This is a genomic window from Orbus hercynius (assembly GCF_003634275.1).
Lineage (GTDB): Bacteria > Pseudomonadota > Gammaproteobacteria > Enterobacterales > Orbaceae > Orbus > Orbus hercynius.
In genome coordinates this window covers 15,825-42,502 of record NZ_RBWY01000002.1, presented here as the reverse complement: position 1 = coordinate 42,502, position 26,678 = coordinate 15,825, and the positions used below count along the sequence as shown (strand labels likewise).

The 26,678-nt window shown below is 38.9% G+C and carries 21 protein-coding genes; 10 read left to right on the top strand and 11 right to left on the bottom strand.

Annotation, left to right across the window (positions count from 1 at the left end; all coding sequences use genetic code 11):
- Position 1: 1 nt before the first annotated feature.
- The 4 genes from DES39_RS05725 to DES39_RS05710 are packed head-to-tail and all read right to left on the bottom strand — an operon-like array spanning position 2 to position 4,315.
- Entirely contained in the window at positions 2 to 1,609 is a 1,608-nt protein-coding gene (locus DES39_RS05725; RefSeq protein WP_121144836.1) for a complex I subunit 4 family protein, read from the bottom strand.
- A gap of 18 nt (positions 1,610 to 1,627) precedes the next feature.
- Complete coding sequence (locus DES39_RS05720) at positions 1,628 to 3,475, bottom strand: NADH-quinone oxidoreductase subunit 5 family protein (protein ID WP_121144835.1); 1,848 nt, start codon at positions 3,473 to 3,475, stop codon at positions 1,628 to 1,630.
- A complete protein-coding gene (gene nuoK, locus DES39_RS05715) occupies positions 3,472 to 3,774 on the bottom strand; it encodes an NADH-quinone oxidoreductase subunit NuoK (protein WP_121144834.1) in 303 nt (100 codons plus the stop codon). The genes DES39_RS05720 and nuoK overlap by 4 nt, the downstream gene beginning before the upstream one ends.
- Complete coding sequence (locus tag DES39_RS05710) at positions 3,755 to 4,315, bottom strand: NADH-quinone oxidoreductase subunit J (RefSeq protein WP_121144833.1); 561 nt, start codon at positions 4,313 to 4,315, stop codon at positions 3,755 to 3,757. Before DES39_RS05710 ends, nuoK begins: the two co-directional genes overlap by 20 nt.
- 420 nt (positions 4,316 to 4,735) lie before the next feature.
- On the opposite strand from DES39_RS05710, the gene ppc reads away from it, so the two are divergent.
- Positions 4,736 to 7,375: a phosphoenolpyruvate carboxylase gene (gene ppc, locus DES39_RS05705; RefSeq protein ID WP_121144832.1), complete on the top strand. Its 2,640-nt coding sequence runs from the start codon at positions 4,736 to 4,738 to the stop codon at positions 7,373 to 7,375.
- 32 nt (positions 7,376 to 7,407) lie between these two features.
- Here ppc and DES39_RS05700 read toward each other — a convergent pair whose 3' ends face one another.
- Both DES39_RS05700 and DES39_RS05695 read right to left on the bottom strand, forming a co-directional pair.
- Complete coding sequence (locus DES39_RS05700; RefSeq protein WP_121144831.1) at positions 7,408 to 8,499, bottom strand: SEL1-like repeat protein; 1,092 nt, start codon at positions 8,497 to 8,499, stop codon at positions 7,408 to 7,410.
- Between the two features lie 202 nt (positions 8,500 to 8,701).
- A complete protein-coding gene (locus DES39_RS05695) occupies positions 8,702 to 9,631 on the bottom strand; it encodes a LysR substrate-binding domain-containing protein (protein WP_121144830.1) in 930 nt (309 codons plus the stop codon).
- Between the two features lie 201 nt (positions 9,632 to 9,832).
- Here DES39_RS05695 and DES39_RS05690 point away from each other — a divergent pair, with 201 nt between their 5' ends.
- From DES39_RS05690 to ybeD, 8 genes are all read left to right on the top strand, one after another.
- Positions 9,833 to 11,032: an MFS transporter gene (locus DES39_RS05690; RefSeq protein ID WP_211324642.1), complete on the top strand. Its 1,200-nt coding sequence runs from the start codon at positions 9,833 to 9,835 to the stop codon at positions 11,030 to 11,032.
- Between the two features lie 33 nt (positions 11,033 to 11,065).
- The gene (locus DES39_RS05685; protein ID WP_121144829.1) at positions 11,066 to 12,241 is read left to right on the top strand and encodes an amidohydrolase; all 1,176 of its coding nucleotides are present in this window, start codon (positions 11,066 to 11,068) and stop codon (positions 12,239 to 12,241) included.
- Positions 12,242 to 12,495: 254 nt separating this feature from the next.
- Complete coding sequence (gene miaB / locus DES39_RS05680) at positions 12,496 to 13,923, top strand: tRNA (N6-isopentenyl adenosine(37)-C2)-methylthiotransferase MiaB (protein WP_121144828.1); 1,428 nt, start codon at positions 12,496 to 12,498, stop codon at positions 13,921 to 13,923.
- Between the two features lie 30 nt (positions 13,924 to 13,953).
- Positions 13,954 to 15,003, top strand: a complete 1,050-nt coding sequence (locus tag DES39_RS05675; protein WP_121144827.1) for a PhoH family protein — start codon at positions 13,954 to 13,956, stop codon at positions 15,001 to 15,003.
- Between the two features lie 6 nt (positions 15,004 to 15,009).
- Positions 15,010 to 16,953 carry a penicillin-binding protein 2 gene (mrdA, locus tag DES39_RS05670; RefSeq protein WP_121144826.1) on the top strand — a complete coding sequence of 648 codons (1,944 nt, stop codon included), beginning with the start codon at positions 15,010 to 15,012 and terminating at the stop codon, positions 16,951 to 16,953.
- Entirely contained in the window at positions 16,953 to 18,062 is a 1,110-nt protein-coding gene (mrdB, locus tag DES39_RS05665; RefSeq protein ID WP_121144825.1) for a peptidoglycan glycosyltransferase MrdB, read from the top strand. The genes mrdA and mrdB overlap by 1 nt, the downstream gene beginning before the upstream one ends.
- A gap of 34 nt (positions 18,063 to 18,096) precedes the next feature.
- Positions 18,097 to 19,287, top strand: a complete 1,191-nt coding sequence (locus DES39_RS05660) for a serine hydrolase (RefSeq protein ID WP_121144824.1) — start codon at positions 18,097 to 18,099, stop codon at positions 19,285 to 19,287.
- A gap of 128 nt (positions 19,288 to 19,415) precedes the next feature.
- Positions 19,416 to 19,682, top strand: coding sequence for a DUF493 family protein YbeD (gene ybeD / locus DES39_RS05655; protein WP_121144823.1), 267 nt, complete (start codon positions 19,416 to 19,418; stop codon positions 19,680 to 19,682).
- Positions 19,683 to 19,810: 128 nt separating this feature from the next.
- On the opposite strand, the gene asnB is transcribed toward ybeD, so the two are convergent.
- The 5 genes from asnB to DES39_RS05630 form a co-directional block, all read right to left on the bottom strand.
- Positions 19,811 to 21,484 (bottom strand): asparagine synthase B, encoded by a 1,674-nt coding sequence (gene asnB, locus DES39_RS05650; protein WP_121144822.1) that lies wholly within the window; start codon positions 21,482 to 21,484, stop codon positions 19,811 to 19,813.
- 318 nt (positions 21,485 to 21,802) lie between these two features.
- Complete coding sequence (gene gltX, locus DES39_RS05645; protein ID WP_121144821.1) at positions 21,803 to 23,227, bottom strand: glutamate--tRNA ligase; 1,425 nt, start codon at positions 23,225 to 23,227, stop codon at positions 21,803 to 21,805.
- Positions 23,228 to 23,350: 123 nt separating this feature from the next.
- Positions 23,351 to 23,632, bottom strand: coding sequence for a GNAT family N-acetyltransferase (locus DES39_RS05640; protein WP_121144820.1), 282 nt, complete (start codon positions 23,630 to 23,632; stop codon positions 23,351 to 23,353).
- Positions 23,633 to 23,672: 40 nt separating this feature from the next.
- On the bottom strand, positions 23,673 to 24,635 hold the full coding sequence (pfkA, locus tag DES39_RS05635; protein WP_121144819.1) for a 6-phosphofructokinase: 963 nt from the start codon (positions 24,633 to 24,635) through the stop codon (positions 23,673 to 23,675).
- A 78-nt stretch (positions 24,636 to 24,713) separates the two neighbouring features.
- Positions 24,714 to 25,622 carry a cation diffusion facilitator family transporter gene (locus DES39_RS05630; protein WP_121144818.1) on the bottom strand — a complete coding sequence of 303 codons (909 nt, stop codon included), beginning with the start codon at positions 25,620 to 25,622 and terminating at the stop codon, positions 24,714 to 24,716.
- Between the two features lie 342 nt (positions 25,623 to 25,964).
- Here DES39_RS05630 and DES39_RS05625 point away from each other — a divergent pair, with 342 nt between their 5' ends.
- Positions 25,965 to 26,678 (top strand): response regulator, encoded by a 714-nt coding sequence (locus tag DES39_RS05625; protein ID WP_121144817.1) that lies wholly within the window; start codon positions 25,965 to 25,967, stop codon positions 26,676 to 26,678.

Sequence of the window (26,678 nt, the reverse complement as noted above, 5' to 3'; positions counted from 1 at the left end):
GTTATACATCCCCTTTGATGAGATTGGTTTGCGCACTACTAATAATTTTTTGAATTTGATCAATGTCAGGATACGACATATCAAGCACCCATTGAGGATATAAACCGATAAAAATTAAAATGATTAATATCATGATTAATAGAAATAAGTCTTTACATGACACTGGATTTTTGTCTGATAACGGTTTATCGATAGTGCCATAAAAAATTGGCTGAGTCCGTACAACGATCGAGATTGATAACAAAATTAATCCAATAATAAGAAAAACTGCGATGTAAGTTGAATTTTGGTAACTACCAAATATCGCCATGAAATTACCCACAAAATTAGCGGTTCCGGGTATGCCTAACACTGATAATATAAAAAACAACGTTAAGGTAGATAAATACTTAACATGTGTTTTTAAGCCTAAAAAGTGATGGATATTACGCGTTAGATAGCGTTCGGCTAATAAACCACTAATGATAAATAAACCGCTAATGACGAACGTAATCGCCACGACTTCTAGAATAATGCCTTGATAAGCTAGCAGTGAACCACTGTAGATGACAACGGTCATAAAACTCATCAGCGCGATATGAACATAAGCGATTAATCGTTTAATATCACTTTGGCTAAAGCATAACAAGGTCGAATAAAACAGCGTTAGTAGTCCAAGTATCGACATGATCGGTGCAATAGTCAATGAGGCATTCGGGAAAAGCGGGAGTACAAAACGTAATAAACCATACAGTGCGGTATTGACTAATAATCCGCTAATCATAATTGAGCCTGTTGTCGAAGACTCAATATGGGCATCAATAAACCAGTTATGAAAAGGAACTAACGGTAGACGGACAACAAGCGCGGCTAAAAAACCTAGCATAATCATAAATTCAAGATAACTTGAAATTGGTGTTTTCATTAAGACATAGTAGTCAAATGTCCATTGATTAGTTAGTTGCCAGTTGGCTAACGCAAGAGAAATAATAGCAAGGAGCATAAACAAACTACTCACTTGCGTATAGATTAAAAATTTATTGGCACCATTTGGATTGGTAGTGCTATTTGTATCGCGTTGTCCCCATAGCGTAATCAGAAAATAGAACGGAATGGCGACAGCTTCCCACAGGAAAAACCATAAAAACAGATCCATAGTCATAAACAACATCATCACCGCTGATGTCATAAATAGTAGGCAAAAATAGAACAATCCAGCGCTATTAGGCATCTCTTTTCGAGAGTACAATAGCGCGATGGTGACAACGATACAACTTAACATACTCATTAATATTGACAGCCCATCAAGTACTAGATGAAAGCGTATACCAAGTAGGGCAATCCAACTAACATCGATTTGCAGGCTCCAGTTTTGTCCGTGTCGCAAAGCGGTTAATGCCTCGTAGCCTAAAACAGACATAATTACTAAAACGGCAATCATGGTTAATAACGCAATCGAGTTAGCCGTAAATTGGCAAACTTCACTATTGAGTTTATTTAAAAAAATGAAGCGACTACGATGTTCTATTTTACACTGCCCAATTTGCGTAAAGGAGTGACGAAGATACGCTTCAAGCAGCCATCCTACGAATCCACCTAATAAGGGTAAAAAAACAAGCCAAAATAACACAGATAATCCCTTCTGAAATTATATTAAAATAAGTAACAATAGTATGATGATACTGCCGATGACAATCGACATCATATACCAGCGTAATCGACTATTTTCTAGCGATGCAATTTGGAAATTGATCTTTCTTGCGCCCCAGTTGATAGCTCGATTCCATTGTGATAACGGGTCGGTTTTAATTAATCTTGCCAAATAAAGATAAGGACGAATTACGACTATTTGTAATATTTGATCAAAGCACCACTCATTATGCCAAAGTCTAAAGAGCATTTTCCCAATCGGGGTATGGATAATCTCGTTTATCTCAGAGTTGGTATCAAAAAATAGAATGTAAGCAATGAGAATACTCAAAATAGTTACCGCTGCTAATAACAGTTGTAAAATGAGTTGATTTTGAGTATTAAAATCAACACTAGGTACCAGTCCTTGAATTGGTAATGGCAGATAAACAAAAGTAGCTGTCGACATAATTGCTAGAATTGCCAAAGGCAGATAACTATATGGCAAAATTGGTGTGAAAGATGTCAGTTTTTGTTTGTGATGAAAAACGGTAGAAATTAATCTCAATATACTTAATGTTGAGAGCAAAATACCAATTAATGCTATGGTACCTAAGCCCATCTTGTCATTAATCATTAGTCCCCAAATAATATCTCCTTTGGTGTAAAAGGCAGACATAATCCATGGCATTGCACAGAGCGAGGCCGCAGATAATAAAAATGTGCCATATAAAACAGGATAACGGCGGCATAATCCACCAAGTTTATAGATATTTTGCTCACCATTGCTGACTTTAATCAAAATGGCACTTGATAGTAATAATAAAGCACTCGTTACACTATAGCTAATCATATAATAGAGCGCCAGTTCCCAGTTTTTGATAACAAACGCAAAGAAAATGTAACTGATTTGACCTAGGTTAATATAAGTAACGAGTGTTTTAATATTATTTTGTACTAACGACACACAGCTTGCAAAAATCAGTGTGATACCAGCCATCACGCCCATTATGACAAACACATCCGTTGACATCATAAACAGTGGGCTTAGTCTTAATACAAAGTACCCACTTGATAGTACAAAAGCCAGCGATTGTAATATGGTGACAACGGGCATCGGAGCAATTGAGCTTTCAGTGAAGCTGGTGTGCAGTGGGAATAATCCAGCTTTACCCATCACGCTAATGAATAGAACCAGTGTTATCCAAAATATAATTTCCGAATCAATCGCTAAGTTTTCATTGGCGAGTGAGATTATCTCACGAATATTCAATGTATTCAGCTCATTATGAATGAGAAACATACCTAATAGTAAGAACGCATCTGCGATACTAATAACAATAAATGCTTTGATGGCTGAAAAACTGACTTGCCGTTTTTGATAATAGATACCAATCAACAGATAGCAACTAATGCCCATGCCTTCCCAGCCAACTAATAATATAAATAAATTATCGGCTAATATTAGTAAGAGTAGGCTTGCAATAAGTAAATTACCATAGGCAAAAAAAGTATAAATGTCCTTTGATGATGTTAGATAACAAGCAGAAAAACTGTAGATTAGTAGACTAAAAAACGCAATAATTACTAAAAAAACTAACGATAAACCATCGAGTTGTAAAGCAATTGCGATCTTCGTGTCACCGACTGTAAACCACTCCCATAAATAACGAGTGTAAATTAAGGAGGTATCGGGTACGGTATTGGCTTGATAGTCGATACAAACGAGTACTGTTAAAATACACAATAAAATAATCGTACTAATTCCAATAATGATAATATTATTTTTGCTGATATGTCGGCCACTGCACACCAATATTAAAAAAGATAGTAGTGGAATTACAATTGTTAAATAAAGTAGATTCATCCTTTCATTTCACTCAATGCATCAATGTTTACTGTTTTGCGGCGATGGAACATTTTGACTAATAACGCAAGGCCAATACAAGACTCAGCGATGGCGGCACTTAAAACTAAAATTGAGATGATTTGTCCATCTGGTTGCTGCCAATATGCGCCAGCGGCAACAATTGCGATTAAAGCACCATTTATCATCACCATTAAACTTAATAGTAAAAAAAGAAAATTACGACGAATCATTGCCCCAAATAAACCGATAACAAAGAGCGTCGTGGCGAGAATAAGGCTATGCATTAGTGGAATCATGTTGCTCCTCGATCTGATCATCTTGTGCAAGTGAATGCGATTCTTTGTGAATATAAAGACGATAAATAAAATGATACGCAATTACAAGGCCACATAAAAGCAATAAAATTGCTAATTCAATCACCAGAATATAAGGACCTAAGAACATCTCTGTCAGTGTCGTGCGATCGCTATGATTAGTTTGCAAAGCGCTGTAATCATTGCTTGCAATACCATAAATTAACGTAACAAAGAGCACAAAAACCAAAATAAGGGGACCAAGCCATATTTTGGGGCTAATGCCATGCTTATTTTGTTCAACCATATCTTTGCGCAGATTAATTAATGAGAGCACCGATAAAAAGAGTAATGATACCGCCCCGATAAATAACACGACAATAAGTGCTGCCGAGAAATATGCCCCCATGATGAAAAATACCACAGAGGTTGCTAAAAGCGATATCACAAAATATAAAAGGGCGCTCATTGATTTTGTACTACTGATAGCTTTAATGCTTGCTAAAACAGTAATAATCGCCGCTATATAAAAAATGGAAACCATTTATTTACCCAAATTGTTATTCAATATTTTAAGTTGTTAATATGAATTGATTCCATATTATTGTACTACTCATTATAGTATAGAGAATTGAATAATCAAAAATTCTTATCCCTAGCTATGGCATTTAAGCGAGTGAATTTCAAATAAAATTGTTTATGCTGCTGTATTCTTATGCTTATTAAAAAAAAAGTCTAGTGAATTTAATATTGTGGAGATGTAAAGGATGAATTTGAAGCAGATCATCTAACACGCGAGTCAATAAATGGCGCAGGCGGCTTAACACATAATGATAATTAGTCATTAATCGGGCGATATAAGTTTTTATGATTTAATTTTATTATCGCATTGTTATAAAGTATCTGATGAGTATTGCATTCTATTTTTCATACTATTATTTTTGCACGTCAATTGAGGGCTCCTATGAAGACCGATTATTCACTGATGAAAAGCAACGTCAATATGCTTGGTACACTTTTAGGTAATGCGATAGAGCGAGCAGCTGGTAAAGAAACGCTTGAGCGAGTTGAAAATATTAGACGACTCGCTAAAATGAGCCAGCAAGGTGATCGTATCGCACATGATGAATTACTTCGGGTTATTAGTCATTTAAGTAATCAAGAGCTACTGCCGATCGCGCGAGCATTCAATCAATTTTTAAATCTTGCCAATACGGCCGCAGAGCATTATGGTATTTCACCTCATGGCGAGGCCGTGAGTAGCCCGCAAAAACTCACCGAATTATTTGCCGCATTAAAAAGTCAAAACATTGCTCCACAACTGATTGATCAAGCGATTGATAAATTATCGATTGAATTGGTTTTGACTGCGCACCCTACCGAAATTAATCGTCGCACTTTGATTAATACCTATACCTCGATCAACACCTGCTTGGTGCAGCTTGATCATGATGATTTAGCGGATTATGAAAAAGATCGCATTATGCGTCGGCTACGTCAATTAGTCAGCCAGGCTTGGTATACCGACGAAATTCGTAAACAGCGGCCAACCCCCATTGATGAAGCAAAATGGGGATTTTCAGTTATTGAAGATAGCTTGTGGGTTGGCGTGCCGCTCTTTTTACGCGAGTTTAATGATCAGCTAGTCGATGCATTTGAGCGGCAGCTACCGGTTGAACAAGTGCCGATTAAATTTACTTCGTGGATGGGCGGCGATCGCGATGGTAACCCAAATGTGACCGCGCAAGTGACTGCCAAAGTGATGTTACAAGCTCGCCTTAAAGCAATTGAACTATTTTTGGCTGATATTCAAGTGTTAGTGCGTGAATTATCGATGTCAGAGTGTACGCCAGATGTGCTGCGCTATTTAGAATCCGATAAAGAGTACTCTGAGCCGTATCGCGTTGTCATGAAAATGTTACGTTCGCGCTTAGTACAAACTCATGCTTATTTAACGTCTAAACTTAACGATGAAGATATTTTACCACCAGCGGGCATTTTACTTAAAAATGACGATCTGTGGCAGCCTCTTTATGATTGTTATAACTCGTTAATTACCTGTGGTATGTCAACGATTGCACATGGCCCACTTTTAGATACGTTACGCCGGATTAAAAGTTTTGGTTTGCAGCTGGTGCGCTTAGATATCAGACAAGATAGTGCATTACATACAAAAGCCCTTGATGCCTTAACTCAAGAACTCAATATGGGTCGTTATGAGCTATGGTCAGAAGAAGAAAGAGTACAGTTTTTACTCTCAGAACTCGCGTCCAATCGACCCTTGTTACCTTATCGCTGGCAGCCTACCGAATCGGTTAAAGAGGTATTTGATACTTGCGAAGTCATTGCGCAGGCGGGAGATGAGTCGATAGCTGCTTATGTGATTTCGATGGCCAAAACACCATCAGATATTTTGGCGGTGAATTTATTACTTAAAGCGGCTAATTGTCAAAAAAATATTCCGGTTGTGCCGCTTTTTGAAACGTTAGATGATCTGAATAATGCTAAATCGGTAATGCAAAAACTGCTTGATATACCCTGGTATCGAGCAAAAATGAATGGTAAGCAGATGGTGATGATTGGCTATTCTGATTCAGCTAAAGATGCGGGAACACTTGCTGCCTCATGGGCGCAATATCGATCACAAGAAGAACTGGTAAAACTGTTCGCTGATAACGGCATTGAACTTACCTTATTCCATGGACGTGGTGGGACAATTGGGCGTGGTGGTGCGCCGGCACATGCGGCATTACTCTCTCAACCGCCGGGATCATTACAAGGTGGGCTGCGAGTGACCGAACAAGGTGAAATGATCCGTTTTAAACTTGGATTACCGGAAATTGCCTTAAGTAGTATGATGCTTTATGCATCAGCAATCTTACAAGCCAATTTACTGCCACCACCAAATCCTAAGCAAGAGTGGCGTGATTTGATGGATCAAATGTCACAAACCTCATGTCAGTGCTATCGACATTATGTGCGAGATGAACCTGAGTTTGTGCCTTATTTCCGCGCGGTTACGCCCGAAACTGAGTTAGGTCGTTTACCGTTAGGTTCAAGACCTCAAAAGCGGAAACAAAATGGCGGTATCGAGAGCCTTCGTGCGATTCCATGGATTTTTGCCTGGACACAAAACCGTTTAATGTTACCGTCTTGGTTAGGGGCCGGCTCTGCACTGCAAACAGCGATTGATCAGGGTAACGAGATGCTATTAAAACAGATGTATCATGATTGGCCGTTTTTCAATACTCGTCTTGGTATGCTGGAAATGGTGTATGCAAAGTCAGATACCAATATTTATCGTTACTATGAAAAACGTTTAGTATCGCCGTCGCTGTGGAATTTAGGTGAAGCCCTTTGTCAGCGACTAAAAGATGATATTAATACTGTATTAAAAATTACCGATGATGACAGCCTTATGGCTGACTTACCTTGGATTGCTCAATCGGTCGCACTGCGAAATACTTACATTGAGCCGCTCAATTTATTGCAAATCGAGTTACTTGAGCGTTCTAGAAAAAATCAGGAGGAAAATTCGGTAGTTGAACAAGCGCTGATGATTACAATTTCTGGCATCGCCGCTGGCATGCGTAATTCTGGCTAGCGATAAATTAAGCATTGCCGAATTGGCAATGCTTATTTGTCTTCGGTATATTTATCATCTTTGAGTAATTCAGCTAAATAAGCTTGTGCATCTGGATCGTTTTGTGAGGCCGCTTTGGTAAACCAATAAATAGCACGTCCTTTATTTTTAGTTATGCCATCGCCTTCAAGATATTTCACGGCTAAATTATACTGTGCATCGACACTACCTTGTTCGGCTGCTTTTATATACCACTGTGCTGCTTTAGCCGGATCTTGTGGTACCCCGCCACCGACATCGTACATGACACCAATATTATATTGGGCGTCGGCATTACCGTTTTCAGCTGCTTTAGTAAACCAATAGGCTGCTTTTTCATTGTCTGGTCTCGTACCAGAACCGGTTGCATACATAATTCCCAAATTATACATTGCCGGCACATAGCCATGTTCTGCTGATTCAGTATAGAAATAGATAGCGGCAATATAGTCTTGAGTGATGCCATCGCCTTTCTCTGACATAACAGCAAGATAATAGAGGGCTTCACTATTGCCATCAGTTGCTGCTTTACTAAACCAATCTGCTGCCGTCGCTCGATTTTCTTTAATACCATCGCCAAAAAAATACATCAAGCCAGCGTTGAGATTAGCATCCGAGATACCTTGTTCTCCCGCCACTTTGAATAAATCGATAGCTCTTAACGCATTTTTCTCAGTACCGGTGCCATTCTTATACGCTAAGGCAAGATTATATTGTGCTAAGGGATAATTTTGATCCGCTGCTAATTTATAATATTCAAAGGCTTTGACTAAATCGCGTTCGACACCTAAACCGTCAGCATACAGATTGGCGAGGTTATTTTGTGCTTTAGCTAATCCTTGATCGGCGGCTTTTTTGTACCAAAAGGCGGCTTTGATATAATTAACATCTTCGCTCAATCCTTGTTGATAAATATTCCCTAAAGAATACTGCGCATCAGCTTCACCTTTTTCAGCCGCTGCGCGTAGTGACGGAATAAGAACAGAGGGGTCATTGACAACAATACTATTGTTTGAATCTGATAGCGTGATAGCCGGTTTTGCATAAGCGCCATGCATGAAAACTATCATACATAAAAAAGGGGTAAATAAGCGCAATTGAGTCATCGCATCTTCCTAATAAAGGTTACCAACGGGATTACTTTGATCAAACATGATAACTAATTATACATAAATGTTTGAGGCGATAATAGCAATTGTTTGTTAATAGTTGTATGGTTTTATCTAGAATATATCACAATGGTCCTATTTTATCATAATTTGTATTTACCACTTGAAAGTGGTTGTAACCAGTTGAGAAATACATAAATTATGATTGATACACCTTATTCCAATTGGTTTTTTGACAATGCCAACGTAAAATTTTTATCATGCGATTAGCCGTCAATGTTAAGGGAATATTACGAGGATAAATCAGGCTATAGGTAGCACATGGCAAACTTGTCGTTAAGATAATTTCAGCAAAGTGTTCGCCAAGCATCAAGGGCTTTGACATGGATTTGGCAATAATAATTAAATAGTCACTGTTGAGCACTAAATTAAGACCACAGATGACGGAATCGGTTGATAATGGTGTTGAGGCTAATTGGGTATGGCTGTTGTCTAAAAATTGCTGCAATTGTTGGTAATAACCCATATCGGTTGCTGGGACTAACCAATTGGCATCTTTGAGCTGTTCAAGATGGGTACAGTGCTCAAGTTTATGCCCTTTACGGCATAAAATGGTGAACGAGGCTTTAAAGAGTGGTTCTTCGATAAAATCAAACAAGGGAATATTTTCTGAAACCGATCCAATGGCAAAATCGAGTTTATTCTCCCTTAATTCTGGCATTAATGACGATAATTGACCCTCTTTGAGTAGTAAAGAGGCTTTTGGATGATATTTTTTAAATTCAGCCAAGATTTTGGGATAAATGGTTAATAATATTAACGATGAACAGCCAATACGCAGATTGCTTTCAGCTTGTTCATTGACATACTGCAGCTCTTCAGTTGCTTTTTGCAGTTCTCGTAAAATAATTTCCATTCTCACGGCAAATAATCGACCCGCTTCAGTCAGTTCGATACCGCGTATGCCGCGAATGATTAAAGTGGCACCAAGACTAGCTTCTAACTCTTTAAGTGAACGTGTCAACGCAGGCTGAGATTGATTTAGAGCACGCGATGCTGCTCGGATACTGCCATATTTAATCACAGCTTGAAAAACTTTTAATTGGTTTATTTTAGGTAAATATTTCATCTGTTACTCTATCAGCTTTTATTATCACGTGGTGAAAAATATTATTCCCCTATAAATAAAAAGGGAATATATAGTAATTAATAACAACTAATTTATTGTAATATAATAATTTTTTGTGACATAGATCACGTTTTTATGATGATTTAATTAACCACCAATACACAAAATGTCTCATTAAAGTTAACAAAAGTGGGTAAAACAATGAAAATAGAAAAAAAGTATATGATGATATTACTACTATTTATCGGTTATCTGGTTGTGTATATTGATAAAACCGTAATTGGGCTGGCGATGATTGATATTAGCCGTGAACTTGAGCTTTCTACGCAAGATGTTGGCTATATTACCGGTCTATTTTTCTTGTCCTATTCATTATTTCAAATTCCCGCGGGTTGGTTAAATGATCGCATTGGCTATAAAAAAGTGTTATTGCTATCATTGGTAACAATTAGTGCCTGTGCATTTTTATTTGGTTTTGTTGGCTCAACCATCGCGTTATTGATTGCGTTTCGTTTTTTAGCCGGTGTGGGCCATTCGGGTTATCCCTGTTCATGTGCAAAGGCGGTTTCTGCGAATTTTGCGGTTGATGAACGTACATTAGCACAATCGATCTTATTATCATCAGCGGGTGTGGCGATGATTGTTGGCCCGATTGTGGTTAGTTATACAGTCAGTACGATCGGGTGGCGCTGGACGTATGTTGATTTAGCCGTTATTGCATTACTTGTTGCTTTGTTTATTGTGTTATGGGTTCCGAGCGCTAAAAAAGGGCAATCGATCCATGCTGCTGATAGCGTGAAAATATCTTATATCTCGTTACTGAAAAACCCGGTGGTCATTCTTCTTTTTGTTGCCATTTTTGGCGTGAATATTCCGGCATACGGTTTAATGGTTTGGTTGCCTAAGTATTTAGTGCAAGTGCGGGGGCTAAATCTGGAGTGGGCAGCTTATGTGATGGCGGTGGGCGGTGTTGCTCAGTGGCTTTCATCAATCGGTAGCGGCTGGTTTGTAGGTAAATACATGCGTAACAAAGAGAAAAGTGTTATTTTTGTTAGTTCAATGATTTCAGCGCTATCGATTTGGCTGGTTTATGTTAGCCCAAATATTATTGTGTCAGCGGTATTTTTATTTATCGCCTATATTTTTCTAATGACATCATTTGTCACCATTTTTACCTTACCAATGAAATGGTTACCTTCTAATGTCATTGGTTCAGCAATGGGACTAGTCAATACAGGCGGAACGCTTGGTGGATTTGTTTCACCGATTGTGATTGGATTTATGATTTCAACACAAAACAATGCGATGTCAGGTGACTTTTCGTTTGCCTTTATGTTCCTCGCCGCTGGAATGGTGTTGGCGGGATTAATTGTATTGCCTCTTAAAAAACCACACGCTTAATTACATTGACGGATTAACATTAGGAGTAAGTTTATGGAAACAATCAATACGTTAATAGAATCAGTTAAACATGATGTGATTACCTGGCGCCGCCATATTCACCAGTATCCTGATTTAACATTTAATGAACAAAAAACCGCAAATTATATTTATGAGCAATTAACGCAGATCGACGGGTTAACGTTAAGTCGCCCAACACCAACGAGTGTGACGGCCTATTTACAAGGCGCTCAGGCTGGTAAAACCATTGCGCTGCGCGGTGACATTGATGCCCTGCCGATTACCGAGTGTAGTGGTGAAGCGTTTAGCTCAACCAATCCTGGCGTGATGCACGCTTGTGGTCATGATGCGCATGCGGCGATGCTACTTGGGGCGGCTAAAGTGCTAGCACAAGTAAAGTCGCAGATTAAAGGTAATGTGCTCTTTATTTTCCAACCCGCAGAAGAAGTGCCGCCCGGCGGCGCCAAAGAGTTGGTTGAGAAAGGTGTATTAAACAATGTGGATATGATTTTTGGCCTACACGTTTTCCCAACGATTGAAACGGGTAAAGTTTCACTTAAACGTGGCGTGTTTAGTGCATCGAGTGACAATTTTGATATTACGATTAAAGGAGTGGGGGGCCACGGTTCAATGCCACAGCTTTGTATTGATCCGGTGGTGATTGGCGCGGAAATTGTCACCGCATTACAGCAAATCGTTGCGCGTAACCTTGATCCGCTGCACGCACCGGTACTTACGGTTGCGACATTCCAAGCGGGAGATAGTTATAATGTAATCCCAACATCAGCGCATTTAGCTGGCACATTAAGAACCCATAATAAAGACGTTCGCCAAAAAGTACCGCAATTAATGGAACGTATTATTGCTGGCATTACTCAGGCGCATGGTGCAAGTTATGAGTTTAAATGGACGCAAGGTTATACGATTGGCAATAATGCTCAGTCTGCTTGTGATGTGGCGGAGCAAGTGATAACGAAAGTCGTTGGTGCAGATAATTTGATTATGGCTACCGCGCCGATGTTTGGTAGTGAAGACTTTTCCTCTTATCAAGAAAAAGTGCCGGGCTGCTTTTTATTTATGGGATCAGGTAATAAAGAAAAGGGCGCAACGGCTGGATTGCATAATGCTAAATTCATTTTAGATGAAGATGTGATGGATGTCGGTGTTAAAATGCATGTTGGCTTTATTCAAAATATGTTAATGTCTTAGTATTACACAAGCAATTGATGTCCTTAGATGATAAGTGCCAGTTAAGGCATTTATCATATTTATCTTTGGTGTTATTGACTAAAAATATTGATAGATAACGCTATTTATCTGTTTTTACCATTCTGTTGTTGATCGTTCATCAATCCATTTACTTTTTAGCTGGATTCACTCGCAACAAAGCATTACAATATAGACCGCTAAAATCACGGAGTTAAAGCCGTTTTCATTTTAACAATTATATAGCTGAGTCATTGATGAGCAAAAAATTACATATCAAAACTTGGGGCTGCCAGATGAACGAGTATGATTCGTCGAAAATGGCAGACCTCCTTGAATCAACCCATGGTTTAACCTTAACTGAAAATGCAGAAGAAGCCGATATCTTATTATTAAATACTTGCTCTATTCGCGAGAAAGCACAGGAGAAAGTATTTCATCAGTTAGGCCGTTGGAAAAATTTAAAGAAACATAACCCGGACATTGTTATTGGGGTTGGGGGATGCGTTGCTTCGCAAGAAGGTGAGCATATCCGCAAGCGAGCACCGTTTGTCGATATTATTTTTGGACCACAAACGTTCCATCGTTTACCCGAAATGATTAATCAAGTGGTGAACAATGAGAATACTCATGTTGTCGACGTTAGTTTTCCTGAAATCGAAAAATTTGATCGCCTACCTGAGCCTCGTAGTGAAGGTCCGACAGCATTTGTCTCGATTATGGAAGGATGTAACAAGTATTGTACATACTGCGTTGTGCCTTATACTCGTGGTGAAGAAGTGAGTCGTCCGTGTGATGATGTTATTTACGAAATTGCACAATTAGCCGCTCAAGGCGTGCGTGAAGTGAATTTGCTTGGGCAAAATGTGAATGCTTATCGCGGTCCAACGTTTGATGGTGAAATTTGCACATTTGCTGAGTTACTACGCTTAGTTGCTGGCATTGATGGTATTGATCGTATTCGCTTTACCACTAGCCATCCGATTGAATTTACTGATGATATTATCGAGGTGTATCAAGATACGCCAGAATTGGTCAGCTACTTACATTTACCGGTACAAAGTGGTTCTGATCGCGTGTTAAATTTAATGAAACGTACACATACTGCGCTAGAATATAAATCAATTATTCGTAAGCTGCGTAAAGTGCGTCCTGAAATTCAAATCAGTTCTGATTTTATCGTCGGTTTCCCGGGCGAAACGCAAGAAGATTTTGAACAAACCATGAAATTGATTGCGGATGTCAATTTTGATCTAAGCTATAGCTTCGTCTATTCAGCAAGACCGGGTACGCCAGCGGCTGATATGGAAGATAACGTATTAGAAGAAGAGAAAAAACAACGTTTATACTTGTTACAGCAACGTATCAATCAACAAGCGATGCAATTTAGTCGTCAGATGTTAGGTACCGTTCAGCGTGTATTGGTTGAAGGGCCATCGAAAAAAGATTTGATGGAATTAACCGGACGCACTGAAAACAATCGTATTGTCAATTTTGCCGGTCAACCAGCGATGATTGGTAAGTTTGTTGATGTTGAAATCACCGATGTGTATCCAAACTCATTACGTGCTAAAGTGATTCGCACTGAAGATGAGATGGATTTACGCGTGAGCCAATCACCAAGTGCTATTATTGCCAAAACACAGAAAGAAGATGCTCTGGGTGTTGGTATGTATCGTCCTTAGTGGCTAAATGTTTAGATTGAAGGATAACTCTTGAATATTATTACCCATGAAATTGTGTTAGATCCCGCGGATAATCAACGTTTAAATAGTCTTTGCGGCCCTTATGATAATAATATTAAGCAGCTTGAAAAACGTTTAGGTATTGAAATTAATCACTGGGGTAATCAATTCCGATTAACCGGTGATAATATCTGCGTGCAGGCCGCCGGGGAAATCCTGCAATCATTATATAAACAGACGCAGCAGCGCCAACAAATTATCGATATTGAACCTGAGCAGATTCATTTGGCGATCAAAGAGAGTGGCGCGATTGAGACAGCCACGCAACATTTACCCGCTCATGCTTTGTATGATGGCGGTAAATTAGTGATGATTAAAACCAAACGTGGCGTGATTAAGCCACGTACGCCCAATCAAGCCCGTTATATTGCCAATGTAATGGATTATGATATTACCTTTGGGATTGGTCCTGCTGGAACGGGCAAAACGTATTTAGCCGTTGCCGCGGCTGTTGATGCCTTAGAAAAACAGCAAATTCGTCGCATTTTACTGACTCGCCCGGCTGTTGAAGCTGGCGAAAAGTTGGGATTTTTACCTGGAGATTTGAGCCAAAAAGTCGATCCGTATTTGCGCCCACTCTATGATGCGCTGTTTGAAATGTTAGGATTTGAAAAAGTTGAGAAACTGATTGAAAAAAATGTTATTGAAGTTGCGCCATTAGCTTATATGCGTGGGCGAACGCTTAATGATGCATTTATTATTCTTGATGAAAGTCAAAATACGACGATAGAACAGATGAAAATGTTTTTAACTCGGATTGGTTTTAATTCAAAGGCGGTGATTACCGGTGATATCACTCAAGTTGACTTGCCTCGTAATCAAAAATCAGGTCTAAAACATGCCATTGAAGTGTTAAGTTCGGTTGATGATATTAGCTTTAACTTTTTTTATAGTGAGGATGTGGTTAGGCACCCTGTAGTGGCCAGAATTGTGAATGCTTATGAAGCATGGGAGCAGGATCAGCAAAGGCGTAAACTTGAGAACAGATCACGTCATGACGTCGAGAATCATCAGGAGTAGCAAGTTATACAACACTTAAATTGGCGCCATCAAACTAAAATTCGAGATCACAGCGCAGAAACCAATTTATTTTTACGCCGAGTGTTAATTGCTTTTGCTGTCCTGTTGGTGATGGTTACGATTCTACTTGTGACACTGGCGCATTTACAGATATTTAGTTATGGCTATTACAATACTAAATCCAATAAGAATCGGATTGAAATTATACCCGTTCCGCCGAATCGCGGCATTATTTATGATAGAAATGGCATTCCGCTTGCGATTAATAACACCATCTACCAATTAAATATTACCCCGGACAAAATTAGTAATCTCAATGCCCAGCTCGATGAACTACGGACACTAGTTGATCTCACTGATGAAGATATCGAAAATTTTCAAAAAGAACGACGTGGTTATAAAGCCCACCGGCCGGTGCCACTCAAAGACAATTTGACACAACAGGAAATTGCGAGATTTGTGGTAAACCAGCATCGCTTTCCATTTGTTAATATTACGGGCAATCAGCATCGTTATTATCCTTACGGCAGTGCATTAACGCATGTCTTGGGCTATGTATCGAAGATAAATAATCAAGATAAAGCACGGTTAGAAGAAGAAGATAAACTCAGTGATTATGTCGGTACGCCGAATATTGGTAAAATTGGCATTGAGCGATTTTATGAAGATTTATTGCATGGTACGCCCGGTTATGAAGAGGTTGAAGTTAATAACCGAGGTAAAATTGTTCGTCAGTTAAATCACAATCCGCCTCTTGCTGGTGAAGATATTTATTTGACAATTGATTTAAATTTACAGCTGTATATTCAAAAATTACTGGCCGGAAGGAAAGGTGCAGTGGTGGCAATTGATCCTAATAATGGCGAAGTATTAGCATTAGTCTCTAGCCCAAGTTATGACCCTAATTTGTTTGTCGGCGGGATTTCTTCGGCGAAATATAAGGCACTGCTTGAGGATCCCGATAAACCGCTGTTTAATCGTGCTATGCTAGGAACCTACCCACCGGCATCAACGGTGAAGCCATTTATTGCTGTTTCTGCGCTTAGTGAAGGCGTTATTACGCCCAAAACTGTGGTCAGTGATCCCGGTTATTGGCAGCTCCCTGGCACTGAAAAGCGTTTTCGTGACTGGTTGCGTTGGGGACACGGTAAAGTCGATGTCACGAAATCTTTAGAAGAGTCCGTTGATACTTATTACTATCAAGTCGCTTATGACTTAGGTATCGATCGATTATATTTTTGGATGAATAAATTTGGTTATGGTGAACGAACCGGTATTGATATTTCGCCAAATGAAGAAAGTCGAGGCATATTACCGAGCAGAGAATGGAAAATGGGGCGCTATAAGCAGCCTTGGTTACAAGGTGATACGATTCCAGTCGGTATTGGTCAAGGATATTGGACTGCAACCCCAGTGCAGCTAGCAAAAGCATTAACGATTATGGTCAATGATGGCAAAAGCTATATACCTCATTTACTAAAACAAACACGCAGTGATTTACTTAATGAAGATAATTTTCCGCCTTCACCCGCGGCCGCCTTAAAAGTAGATACCACCTTGGCAGGTTTGATTAACGAAAAATATTGGCAAATCGCCAAAGATGGCATGTATAAAGTGATGTTTGGTACGAGGGGAACAGCAAGAAAAATTTACGCTGGTTCCCCTTATAAAGCCGCGGGTAAATCCGGAACCGCGCAGGTCTATGGCTTAAAAGCGGATGAAATTTATAATGCGAGTCAAATTCCAGAGCATTTACGAGATCATGCATTATTTATTGCATTCGCGCCTTATGATAAGCCAAAAATTGCGATCGCTGTTGTATTAGAAAATGGCGGTAGCGGTAGCTCCAAAGGTGGTGCATTTGCTAAACGCATTTTAGATTATTATCTTTTAGGGGATGATGATGTCAAAATATCAGAATCTATTTTAAACATGAGGCAGGGTGACTAATGATCAATAGCAAAAAACGATCGCTATGGATGCGATTACATATTGATCCATTATTTTTATTTTTTATTTTGTTACTATTAGCCTATAGCGTATACATTATGTGGAGTGCGAGCGGTCAAGATTTACCAATGACTGAGCGTAAAGTATCGCAAATTATATTGGGAATTGTGGTGATGATTGTATTTGCACAATGTTCACCGCGTGTTTATGAAAAATGGGCACCTTACCTTTATATTGCCTGTATTATTGTGTTAGTGATTGTTGATGTGTTTGGTTATACTAGTAAAGGCGCTCAGCGCTGGCTCAACTTGGGATTTATTCGTTTTCAACCTTCTGAAATTGCTAAAATTGCAGTGCCATTGATGGTGGCAAAATTTATTAACCGAGAAGGCTGCCCGCCGCCATTTAAGACGACCATTCAAACGTTAGCAATTATTGCTGTGCCAACACTGTTAGTTGCGATGCAGCCTGATTTAGGAACATCGATATTGATTGCCATGTCAGGTATTTTTATTATTTTCCTTGCTGGCATTAGCTGGAAGTTTATTTTTGCTTCAATTGTTGCGATTGGCGCATTCATTCCAATTATGTGGTTTTTCCTTATGCATGATTATCAACGTGAGCGAGTACTTACTTTATTTAATCCAGAGCGTGACCCGCTGGGTAAAGGTTATCATATCTTACAATCCAAAACAGCGATTGGCTCCGGCGGTATGTGGGGAAAAGGTTGGTTGGCTGGCACACAATCTCAGCTTGAATTTATCCCAGAACGGCATACTGATTTTATTTTTTCTGTCATTGCAGAGGAGTTTGGTTTTGTCGGCGCAATCATTTTATTAGCACTATTTATGTGTCTAATTAGCCGAGGGCTAATTATTGCCGCTCAAGCGCAAACGACCTTCGGACGCGTTTTGGCCGGAGGGCTGACGTTAGTCCTATTTATTTATGTCTTTATTAATATTGGTATGGTGAGTGGAATATTACCAGTTGTTGGTGTACCATTACCCTTAATTAGCTATGGCGGTTCATCTTTAGTGGTACTCATGGCTAGTTTTGGGATTATAATGTCGATCCATACTCATCGTAATATGTTATCTAAGAGCATATAGTTGTGTTTTACCTATAAATGATCAGGTTAGTATAATGAAAAAACAGTTATCTACTAAAGTGAAGTATTCGTTAGCGATATTGGCTTTATCTATTAGCACTGCAAATGCAGAGATTAATTTCCCCATACCTGATGCGCCAAAACTTGATGCACAGGCCTATATTTTAATTGATGCAAATTCAGGTGAGATCTTGGCTGATGAAAACGCTGAAACAAGGCGAGATCCTGCTAGTTTGACGAAAATGATGACAAGTTATGTGGTTGGTGAGGCAATAAAATCAAATCGTATTAGTGAGAATGATATTGTCACAATTAGTAAAGATGCTTGGGCAACAGGTAATCCTGTGTTAAAGGGCTCTTCTTTAATGTTTTTAAAACCGGGCGATCAGGTGTCAGTTGCAGACCTTAATAAAGGGATTATTATTCAATCGGGGAATGATGCGTGTATCGCGATGGCTGAGCACGTTGCTGGTAGTCAAGATTCTTTTGTGAACTTGATGAATAATTATGCTCAGCAGCTTGGATTAACCGATACACATTTTGAAACCGTTCATGGGCTTGATGCACCGGGTCAATATACTACTGCGAAAGATATGGCATTTTTAGGCCGTGCATTGATTAAAAATCTACCACAAGAATATGCTGTTTATAAAGAAAAAGAATTCAAGTTTAATAATATTAAACAAACTAATCGTAATGGCCTATTATGGGATACTTCACTCAATGTTGATGGGATTAAAACTGGTCATACTAATGCAGCGGGTTATAACTTAGTTGGTTCTGCTGTTGAAGGTAATACGCGATTAATTTCGGTAGTATTAGGTGGCAGAACATTTAAAGGCCGTGAAGAAGAGAGTAAAAAATTACTGACTTGGGGGTTTCGCTTTTTTGAAACGGCTGTGCCAGTAAAAGCTAATAAACCAGTTGTTTCTGAGACGATTTGGTACGGTGATAGTAATTCGCTACCGTTAGGTTCATTAGATGATGTGTATGTAACAGTACCAAGAGGACAGGCTGCAGATCTTAACGTTACTTATCAATTAAATGATGCTTACTTATCGGCACCGCTTGAGAAAGGCGCTGTAGTTGGTAATATTGAGTTTACGTTAAATGATAAAGTCATAGCCCAAAAGCCACTTGTTACTCTTGAAGCGGTAAAAGAAACGGGCTTCTTTGGGCGGATATGGGATTATATAAAACTCAAATTCCATTTATGGTTCAGTTAATCAGTGTTATTAATCGTAAATAAGGTGGTTTTGCCATTTTATTTACGATTCCCGTTGATAACGTTATTATTATCCCCATATATATAAAAGCAAGTTAACTATTACAATAAAAAATAGAAGAGAATATTATGCAACCAACTAAGTTAAATGAATTACTCGATTTTCCTTGCTCTTTTACTTATAAAGTGATGGGAGAGGCTAAACCCGAATTAGCTGATAAAGTTCTTTCTGTTATTCAGCGCCATGCGCCTGGTGATTATTCCCCCTCAATTAAACCAAGCAGCAAAGGCAATTATCATTCAGTGTCGGTGACGATTACTGCCACACATATTGAACAAGTGGAAAGCTTGTATAAAGAGCTTGGAGATATCGATATTGTGAGGATGGTTTTATAAAATCGATCTTGAGCGATTAAGAAAAGGAAAGCATAAAGCTTTCTTTTTTTTGCACACAATATTTGGTACCGCGAAAAAAGCCGTGTTAGTTAACACGGCTTTTATTTTTATATAAATAGTGTGATTGATTACTTTTTATAAGCATCATTGTGTACGCCAACCGCTGCGCGTCCAGATGGATCATTTAAATTTTTAAATGATTCATCCCACTCAATAGCTTTCGCAGTTGAGCATGCAACAGAGGGTCCACCAGGAACGCTTTGCGCCGCGCTTGGCAATGGGAATAGCTCATCAAAGATTTCACGATACATATACGCTTCTTTTGACGCTGGCGTGTTATATGGGAATCTAAATTTCGCATTTTCCAACTGCTGGTCAGTGATCTTTTGCGCGGCGACTTCTTTTAATGTGTCGATCCAGCTGTATCCCACCCCATCAGAGAACTGTTCTTTTTGACGCCACACAACAGAAGCGGGTAAATATGACTCAAACGCTTCACGTACAATGTGTTTCTCCATTTTACCATTGCTACCACACATCTTATCTTTTGGATTGATGCGCATTGCGGTATCTAGGAATTTTTTATCTAAGAAAGGTACGCGAGCTTCCACTCCCCATGCTGACATGGCTTTATTTGCGCGTGCGCAGTCATACATATGTAACGCCGCTAATTTGCGTACTGTTTCTTCATGGAACTCTTTAGCATTTGGCGCTTTATGAAAATACAAATACCCACCAAACACTTCATCCGCTCCTTCACCAGAAAGGACCATTTTGATTCCCATCGCTTTGATCTTGCGGGCCATTAGGTACATTGGCGTTGATGCACGAATAGTTGTGACATCATAGGTTTCGATAAAGTAAATCACGTCGCGAATCGCATCAATTCCCTCTTGAATAGTGAAATTGATTTCGTGATGCACGGTGCCTAAATGATCGGCGACGGCTTGCGCTGCTTTTAAATCTGGTGCACCTTTTAATCCCACTGCAAATGAGTGTAGTTGTGGCCACCAAGCTTCAGATTTTTCGTGATCTTCAACGCGGCGCGCTGCGTATTTTTTGGTTATCGCCGAAATCACCGATGAGTCAAGCCCGCCAGATAAGAGTACGCCATAAGGCACATCTGACATTAAGTGACTTTTCACTGAATCTTCAAGCGCATTACGTAGTTCGTTAATATCCGTTTTATTATCTTTAACATTGTCATATTCCATCCAGTCGCGCTGATAGTAAGCGGTAATCTTACCTACAGTGCTAGATAAGTAACATCCAGGAGGAAATGCTTCAATCGTTTTACATACTGGCACTAATGCTTTCATTTCTGACGCAACATAGAGCGTTCCATTTTCGTCATGACCTGTATAGAGAGGAATAATACCAATATGGTCACGACCAATAAAATAAGTATCTTTATTAATATCATAAAGAATGAAAGCAAACATCCCTTGCAATTCATCAAGACAATCAATGCCTTTTTCTTGATAAAGAGCTAAAATAACTTCACAATCAGAGCCAGTTTGGAATTCATAACGATCTTTATATTGGTTGCGAATTTCTTGGTGATTATAAATTTCGCCATTAACGGCTAGAACTAACGTTTTATCTTTGTTATAAAGCGGCTGAGCACCAGTATTAACGTCGACAATCGATAGACGTTCATGCGCAAGAATTGCCTTATCTGAAGCAAAAACACCAGACCAATCAGGACCACGATGGCGCATTAAACTTGATAATTCTAGCGCTTTGGTTCGTAGTTGAGTTGGATCTGATTTAATATCTAGAATACCAAGAATTGAACACATTGAGTTTCTCCACAATAAATATCATTAAAGCAATGAACTTATATTAAAATAACAGAAAATAATGCAAAAAACATACCAAAATAAAGTTTTTATTAAAAATGATGATTTTAAAACTGTACTCAGTTGCTTTTATCCGTATTTACCAATAACCATCAGATAAAACAAACGTGATTATTGGTATCGTACTTAGAGTTCAATCAGCTGATGATTGAACCTATAACTGACTATAGTGCACTGTTGTTGTTAATAAATAGGGTGCGCATATTATTAGCGCACCAAATTAATGCAACTTGCACATAAAGGATACTGTCAGCCCAATTATTGATCTGCTCTCGCATTAATATAAGTAAGTGCTTGATCAATTCGTGATAGCGTCCTTGCTTTACCGATTGCTTGAATCGTTGCATCAACTGAAGGTGACTGTCCCATACCGGTTACTGCAACGCGCAGTGGCATACCGACTTTGCCCATACCAACTTCAAGTTCATCAGCAGTACTTTGGATGGCATGATGAATAATTGTTGTTTGCCAGTCTAGTTCGCCAATCGCGGTTAATTTTGCTTTGATCAATTCAAGCGGTGCTTTTGCCACTAATCTTAAGTGTTTTTTAGCGGCATCTGCATCAAATTCGCTAAAATCTTGATAACAATAAGCACAGTTCTCAGCCATCTCTTTTAAGGTTTTGCTACGTTCACCATACAGTTTGACAATAGTGATTAAATCTGGCCCATTAGCAAGATTATAGCCTTGTTGATTCATATGCCACATTAAGTGCTGCGCAACATAATCTGCGTCTAATTGATTAATATAGTGATGGTTTAACCACAGTAACTTTTCGGTATTAAATGCACTTGCCGAGCGACTTACGTCCTCTAGAGTGAAATATTCAACCATTTCCGGTATAGAGAAAATCTCTTGATCGCCATGAGACCAACCTAAGCGGACTAAATAGTTTAATAAGGCTTCTGGTAGATAGCCATCATCACGGTATTGCATCACGCCTACCGCACCGTGACGTTTGGATAATTTTTGCCCATCATCACCTAAAATCATTGAGACATGGCCATACTGTGGTAACGGCGCGTCTAATGCTTTTAAAATATTGATTTGACGTGGGGTATTATTGATATGATCTTCACCGCGAATGACATGAGTAATTTCCATATCCCAGTCATCAACTACAACACAGAAATTATATGTTGGTGAACCGTCTGTGCGACGAATAATTAGGTCATCTAACTCTTTATTGGCAATTTCAATTGGGCCACGGATGAGATCTTTAAATATCACAACCCCATCAGTAGGGTTGGCAAAGCGTACGACATGGGGTTCATTATCGTGATGTGCTTTTTGCGTAGCATCACAGCGGCAGTGTCCATCATAACGCGTTTTCTCACCTTTAGCCATTTGCTCTTCGCGCAGTTTTTCTAGCCTTTCTTTAGAACAGTAACAGCGATATGCTGTACCTTTACTGATCATTTGATCAATGACTTGATTATAGCGATCAAAACGTTTGGTTTGATAGTAAGGACCTTCATCCCAAGAGAGATCTAACCAGTTCATACCTTCGATAATTGCATCAATCGCTTCTGGTGTTGAACGCTCTAAATCCGTATCTTCAATACGAAGAACAAAAGTACCTTTCGCATGGCGAGCATATAACCAAGAATATAGTGCGGTACGGGCACCGCCAACGTGGAGGTAACCAGTTGGGCTAGGGGCAAAACGAGTTTTAACTTTCATGAAATGATTCCTACTACAAAATGGAGTAATAATTGCGTATTTTAGCATGCCCAAGAGATTGAGCAATAAAGTCGATTAATTAAAAAAGGGAAAGTCTATAAGCGGCTTTCCCTCGGTCGTTAATTAACTATTAGCTTGTATTAATTTTAGCTCAGGATGGCGCTCAAATTGCCGCTGGGCGTAAGTACAAACCGGGATAATTTTACGATTTTCCTGCTTCATTTTAGTAATTACAAGTTCAAATAAACGATCGGCAATACCTTGACCTCGGTATCGTGAGTCCACATAGGTGTGATCGATAGAGGCTTTGTCAGTTCCGATTCGTGTATAAGTCATTTCACCAATATCTTCACTTTCATCTGTATTTTTAACGTAAAAACGGTTTTCACCTTCTAAATATTGCATGATAGTGCCTCATAGTAACTACGATAAAATCAATCCATTATTAAAATAAACGTTTAGCTGTATTATAAAGGTCAATATCAAATGGTCGTTTCATGTTACTTAACGCATCCATGATATCATGGTGAACTAATTTACCATTTTGGATACCGACACTACGTCCACCTTGTCCTTGGATTAGCAGTTCAACCGCATAGGCCCCCATACGTGAACCAAGGATTCGATCGTAAGGCACTGGTGAACCACCGCGTTGAACGTGCCCTAGCACAGTGGCTCTAGTTTCATGTTTAACAGCAATTTCAATGTCTTTTGCTAATTGAGCAACATCTAACATATGCTCAGCAACGGCAACGATGGCATGTTTTTTACCTTTCGAGAAACCAAATTTAATTTCTTCAATCAAATCTTCTTTAGTGTAAGAAACTTCAGGAATAATCATGAATTCACAGCCACCTGCAACAGCTGCATTTAACGTTAAATCACCACAGCCTCTGCCCATAATTTCTATAATGGAAATACGGTGGTGTGAAGAACAGGTATCACGTAAACGGTCGATTGCTTCAACTGCGGTTTGTAGAGCCGTGAAATAACCAATTGTATAATCTGTCCCGCGAATATCGTTATCGATAGTGCCCGGTAAACCGATGCACGGAAATCCCTCTTCTGTTAAACGCATAGCTCCAAGATACGAGCCATCTCCGCCAATAACGACTAAAGCATCAATATTATTTTGTCTTAAATTATCAATGGCTTTTTGACGGGTTGCTTTCTCTTTAAATGCTGGAAAACGTGCGGAACCTAAAAAGGTGCCTCCGCGGGTAATAATATCGGATACGCTATAGCGATAAAGTTGATTAATACGATTTTCATATAAACCTAAATAACCATCCTCGATACCGTAAACTTCAAGCCCTTCTGTGAGTGCCGTACGAACAACACCTCTAATTGCTGCGTTCATGCCAGGGGCATCGCCGCCACTTGTAAGTACACCTATTTTTTTTATCATATAAAATAACCTCAATCATTATATTTTTAGCCATTATAGATACTTAATACAATACTCTCAATAGTCTGAAAGTACGCATTATTTGAATTTATTCCGTAATCTTGGTTTTTCTTTAGGTACAACAGAGAGCGGATCTTGATGAATAATGACTTCGGCCGGCTCAAATTGTTGTGAAATAAGTTTTTCTATTTTATCGGCAATTGCATGGGATTGGACTAAAGACATATTATCATCGAGTTCAATATGTAACTGTACAAAAGTCATAGGTCCTGAGCGGCGGGTTTTAAGATCATGCAGGCCATGAACTTCAGGAAAAGATGACGCAATATCTAAAATGAGTTCATTGTCCTCTTCGGGTAGGGCTTTATCTAACAAGTCCTGTATCGCGAGGAAAATAATTTTTAATGCGCTGTATAAAATATAGGCGCCAATCAACAGTGCAAAAACTGCATCGGCATAAATCACACCGTACCAAGTTAAGAATAGTGCGATAACAACGGCAATATTCATAAAAAAATCGGCTGAATAGTGAAGCATATCGGCTTTAATGGCTTGACTATTTGTCTGTTTAATTACATAGCGCTGATAAAGAATTAATCCTGATGTCAATACAATCGAAATAAAAGAGATAGCTATACCTAAAAGTGGTGAATTAACGGGTTCAGGGTGAAGTAACAACTTAATACTATTGAGAAGTAAAAAAGCAATCGAGCCAATAATAAAAGCACTTTGTGCTAGAGCGGATAAGGATTCTGCCTTACCATGGCCGAAGCGATGATCCTCATCAGGGGGTTTTAGCGAATAGCGAATTAAGACAAAATTTAGCCCAGAAGCAAGCAGATCAATTGAGGAATCAAATAATGATGCAAGCATGCTGACTGATCCTGTAATCCACCATGTAAAAAATTTAATGATAATAAGAATCAATGAGAAAATAACCGCAAAATAGGTCGCTTTTTTAACCAACTTACTATATTGACTATGCATAAATATCCATTATTGGTTATTGGCAATTTTCGCTCTATATTAGCATGCCTCAGCAATTTCTGGTAACGATAAGTCGTTGACTATTACAATTTCCGCTTCAATCTTAATTCTTCTTTACGGATATGAGTAATAAATTATCTAGCTAAATTGTCAAATTATCGCATTGCTGCACTGCAATTGGCTCTGGTATGTTATTTGATTGAGAAAAATATAATTTTATTTTAAAAAAATAACTTTGCTATATAATGCTGTTTGAAAGCTAATAAATACGACACTACACACAAAAAAAATAAGACCGAATAAGGAAGATTTTTTATAACTACTTTGATGCAAGGAATGGTAATGAATAAAAAATTACTGCTAGTGGATGATGATCTTGAAATAACCGCACTACTGAAAGAATTATTAGAATTAGAAGGTTTTACTGTCGAAATTGCGTACAATGGCGCAGAAGCGCTGACCAAATTTAATCACTCAATTGATCTGGTTCTACTTGATATTATGATGCCAGATACTAACGGTTTAAGCGTATTAACGCAGCTGCGTGCAAAATACACAGTTCCTGTGATTTTGTTAACGGCAAAAGACAACGATTTAGATAAGATAATCGGCCTTGAATTAGGGGCTGATGACTATATTATTAAACCATTTAATGATCGTGAACTTGTTGCACGAATTCGAGCAACTTTGCGGCGTAGGCATTGGGATTCATCTTCTTCTCAGCAAGATGATGCAGCGCCAGCAGAATATCAAGTTGATGGTTTGAAAGTGAATGTCCGTCAACAGGCGGTTTATTTTGATAGCAAATATATTGAACTTACTGGTACGGAGTTCCAGATTTTATTGAAACTACTCGAACAGCCGGGCAATATTATTTCTCGAGATATGCTCAGCGAGTCTGTTTTAGGTAAAGAGTTTTTGCCTTTTGCACGCTCAATCGATGTGCATGTCTCTAATTTGCGTAAAAAACTGCCTCCTCGTAAAGATGGTCTACCGTGGATTAAAACGCTGCGTTCAAAAGGCTATTTATTTGTGATTGATAAAGATTTTGGATAA